The organism is Microbacterium sp. H6, assembly GCF_003314775.1.
GTDB lineage: Bacteria > Actinomycetota > Actinomycetes > Actinomycetales > Microbacteriaceae > Microbacterium > Microbacterium oxydans.
In genome coordinates, this window is record NZ_QOAY01000115.1 from 710 (window position 1) to 4,638 (window position 3,929).

Annotated in this window: 3 protein-coding genes and 1 pseudogene; all 4 read right to left on the reverse strand. The window is 65.6% G+C overall.

From position 1 onward, the window contains the following. A pseudogene (locus DSP71_RS23355) lies at positions 1-403 on the reverse strand (epimerase); the annotation flags it as partial. Between the two features lie 19 nt (positions 404-422). Beyond that, positions 423-1,340, reverse strand: coding sequence for a carbohydrate ABC transporter permease (locus DSP71_RS07890; protein WP_058631077.1), 918 nt, complete (start codon positions 1,338-1,340; stop codon positions 423-425). Beyond that, positions 1,337-2,242 carry a carbohydrate ABC transporter permease gene (locus DSP71_RS07895; protein ID WP_046748129.1) on the reverse strand — a complete coding sequence of 302 codons (906 nt, stop codon included), beginning with the start codon at positions 2,240-2,242 and terminating at the stop codon, positions 1,337-1,339. The genes DSP71_RS07890 and DSP71_RS07895 overlap by 4 nt, the downstream gene beginning before the upstream one ends. 91 nt (positions 2,243-2,333) lie before the next feature. Then, positions 2,334-3,575: an ABC transporter substrate-binding protein gene (locus DSP71_RS07900; protein WP_113680801.1), complete on the reverse strand. Its 1,242-nt coding sequence runs from the start codon at positions 3,573-3,575 to the stop codon at positions 2,334-2,336. Positions 3,576-3,929 lie beyond the last annotated feature (354 nt).

The following is a 3,929-nucleotide window of genomic DNA, read 5'->3' on the forward strand; positions in this document are numbered from 1 at the left end:
CGCGGTCGGGCAGGGCGGCGTTGACCTCCCATGCCCAGGAGGCGTTGGTCGCTGCACCGAACTTCGCACCGACCATGAACACCACGTTGGGGGCGTCCGGCAGGGCGGAGAAGTCGTCGTTCTCGATCAGGTCGAACGAGACGACCTTCACTCCCGCGATCTCCAGGCGCTCGCGGATCGCGGCATCGCCGAACCGGGAGACCGCGTAGACCGCGTCGCCCTTCCGTCCGGCGGCATCCATCCCGCGGCGAGCGAGCATGGCCAGAGTCGGGCCCATCTTGCCGCCCGCCCCCAGGATCACGAGGTCGCCCGCCCCGCGCGCGAGGTCGGCGATCAGGCCGGCGCTCGGTGTCGCGAGCGCCTCCTCGAGCTCCGCCTCGGATGAGAAAGTGTGCTGAGTCATGTGGTGCTTTCCCTTCTTCTCAGCCCTTGATGCCCGTACCGGCCACGCCCTCCTGCACGTACCGCTGAGCGATGAGGTACGCGAGGAAGATGGGCAGCAGCGCCACGACCGAACCGGCGAGCATGGTGCTCAGCGGAACGTTCTGCTGCTGCAGCGACGAGATGCCGACGGTGAGTGTGAACATCGCGTTGGACTTCGCGATGATGAGCGGCCACAGGAAGTCGTTCCAGTGCCACAGGAAGACGAAGATGCCGAGCGTCGCGAGGATCGGCTTGCACAGCGGCAGCACGATCCGCAGGAAGATGCGGAACTCGCCGGCGCCGTCGATGCGGGCGGCCTCGAACAGCTCGTCCGGGAGTCCCGAGATGAACTGCCGCATCAGGAACACGGCCTGCGCGTTGGCGAGCGAGGGCAGGATGAGGCCCCAGTAGGTGTCGACACCGCCGAGGTTCGCCATCAGGATGAACGTCGGGATGAGGGTCACGTGGAACGGCACCATCACCATGGCGAGGAACGACCAGAACATCACCTCTTTGCCGCGGAACCGCTTCTTGGCGAAGGCGTAGCCGGCGAGCGCCGACAGGAACAGCACCGCGACGACCGAGACGAGGGAGTAGATGAGGGTGTTGCCGAGCCATCCGAGGATGTTCTGCCCCGCGAGCACCTGCTCGTAGGCGTCGAACGAGATGTCCTGGAAGGGCAGCAGCGAGCCGGGGAGCTCGACCACCATGCCGGGCTTCAGGCTCAGCACGACCATGGCGTAGAACGGGAAGAAGCTGAGGATCCCCGCCAGGCTCAGCCAGATCCATCGTCCGACGATCCCCCACCCCGTCGGCTGGAGCGCACGATACGCCCGGCGCTGCTTCGACGACGTCTTGGCCGGCTTCGGGGTCGTGGACGTCTCGGTCGGCGTCGGCGGCTGCATCAGAGCGGTCATTTCTGCTTTCCGATCACCAGGCGCTGGATGAGCGCGACGACGAGGGTCATGATGAACAGGGCCACGCCGATCGCGGCCGCGTAGCCGTAGTCGAAGTAGCGGAAGCCCTGGTCGTAGAGCATGTAGACGAGCGAGTAGCTGGCGTTCGCCGGCCCGCCCTGAGTCATCACGTAGATGACGTCGAACACCTGGAAGGCGGCGGTCGTCTCGATCACCGCGAGGAAGAAGAAGGTCGGCCGCAGCACCGGAAGGATCACGTAGCGGAAGCGCTGCCAGGCGTTCGCGCCGTCCATCAGAGCGGCTTCCTCGAGCTCGCGCGGCACGTCCTGCAGCGCGGCGATGAGGATCATCATCCCGTAGCCGAACCGCGACCAGACGCCGACGACGACGATGGCGGGGATCACGAGCACGGTGCTGCCGAGCCAGGAGCCGCCGAGCCCCAGCGGAGTCATCAGCGCGGACCACGGCCCGTTGGCGGAGAAGATCCAGACGAAGATCGACCCGGCGAGCACGAGCGAGGTGATGACGGGGAGGAAGAAGATCGAGCGGAAGAAGCGCGCGCCCCGGAAGGCCCGACGCACGCCGAGGGCCATGACGGTCGAGAGCACGAGCGCGATCGGCACGGCGAACACCGTATAGATCAGTGTCGTACCCATGGCCCGCCAGAACAGCGGGTCGGCGATCATGCGCTGGAAGTGGTCGAGACCCCGCCAGGAGATCTCGCCGGTGATGTCGTAGTCGAAGAAGCTCAGTGCCACACCGGCGATGCTGGGGCCGAAGCGGAAGGCGATGAACAGGAGGAAGGCGGGGAGCACGAACAGGAAAGCGATCCGCGCCTCGCGTCGTGCGATCAGCCTCGTCACCCGCCCTGCGGGCTTCTTCGCCGTGGTTGCCGTGGTCATCAGTGCTACCTCACGTGGGGAGAGGGACAGGGTGCGGGGGCATGCGGAGTTCGGGTTCCGCATGCCCCCGGTCGACTACTTTCTCGATCGACTACTTCTTGATCAGAGGAGCCGCAGCCGTCGCGGCATCCTTCAGTGCGTCCTCGGGAGACTTGTCGCCGAGGAGGGCGGCCTGGATCTCGGGGGCGAGCACACCCATCAGCGCGCGGGACGAGGCGTTGAGCTCACCCACGGTGGTGTCCGGGACGTACTTCTCCACCTCGCCGAGCAGCGGGTCATCCGCGTACAGAGGCTCGGTGGTGCTGAGCGCCGAGAAGTAGCCGGCTGCCTTGAGGTAGGGCTCGACGACGTCCGCACCGGTGGCGTACTCGACGAACTTGGCCGCCGCGTCCTGCGCCTTGGAGCCCTTGAGCACCGAGAGCGAGCCGACCGTGCCGTAGGCCACGGACTCCTTCTCGGTCAGCGGCGCCAGCACCTTGACGTTCTCCTCGCCCCAGAACGGCACGACCTCGTTGACCGCGTTGTTCCAGGTGCAGGCGACCTTGCCCTGAGCGACCGCGGTCTGCTCCAGCGGCACGTTCGTGGTGAGCGCCTCGGGGTCGAGCGCACCAGCCTCTGCCAGGTCGGTGAGGAAGGTGAGCGCCTGCACGCCCTCCTTGCTGTCGAAGCCGACGTCGCCGTCCTTGGTGTAGACCTCGCCACCGGCCTGCCACAGCAGCGGGTAGTACGTGAGGTTCAGGGTGTTCTCGGCCGATGCCGGGTAGTTCAGGGCGTACATGCCCTTCTCCGTGAACTTCGGCGCCATCGCGGTGATGTCGTCCCAGGTCTCGGGGTACTCCGTGACACCGGCGGCCTCGAAGGCGGCGGTGTTGCAGATGAGGGGCTGGGCGCTGGTGAGGATGGGCGCGCCGAGGATGTCGCCGTCGAGCGTGACCGACTTCTTCACGTTCGGCAGCAGGTCGTCCTGTCGCTCCTGGCTCAGCAGATCGTTGAGCGGAGCGATCGACTTCTGGTACGCCGCGAGCTGATCGGGGATCAGGTAGACGACGTCGGGCCCCTTGCCTGCGGCGATCGCCGTCTGCAGCGCCTCGTCGCGGTTGGCCCACGGGAAGATCTCGTACTTCACGTTGACGTTCTCGTTCTGCTTCTCGAAGTCGGCGATCGTCGAGTCCCAGAAGTCCTTGTGCACCGCCTCGTCGGCGATGACCGGGTAGAGCCAGACCGTGATGTCCTGCTCACCCTCTGCGGTGTTGCCTCCGCCGGCCGAACATCCGGCCAACAGGGTGGCGGCCGCGAATCCCGCGACGACGCCGGTGATCTTGCTGACGCGCATGGTGCTCCTTTGCTTATACCGTGCTGAGTACGGTTCATTATGACACTGCAATGGGATAATTCGTCAAGTACAAGTTCTCAGGCCCGTGTTTCAGCGGTGTTTCCGGTTCGAGAACAACAAAGCTTGATCTGAGAATTCGGTGTGCTAATTTGATCGCACCCGACGTTGATCGCAACGAAGCCGGAGAAGAGGGGGCAGCACATGGCCGTGACAGGTCCGCTTTCGATCGTTGCTCGATCCGCACTGCAGCTGCGTGATTCCGGCCCCGCCACCGTCAACGATCTGTCTCGTTCCCTCGAGATCTCGCGCACCTCCGTCGAGAATGCCGTGACTGCCCTGACCGACTCCGGTCTG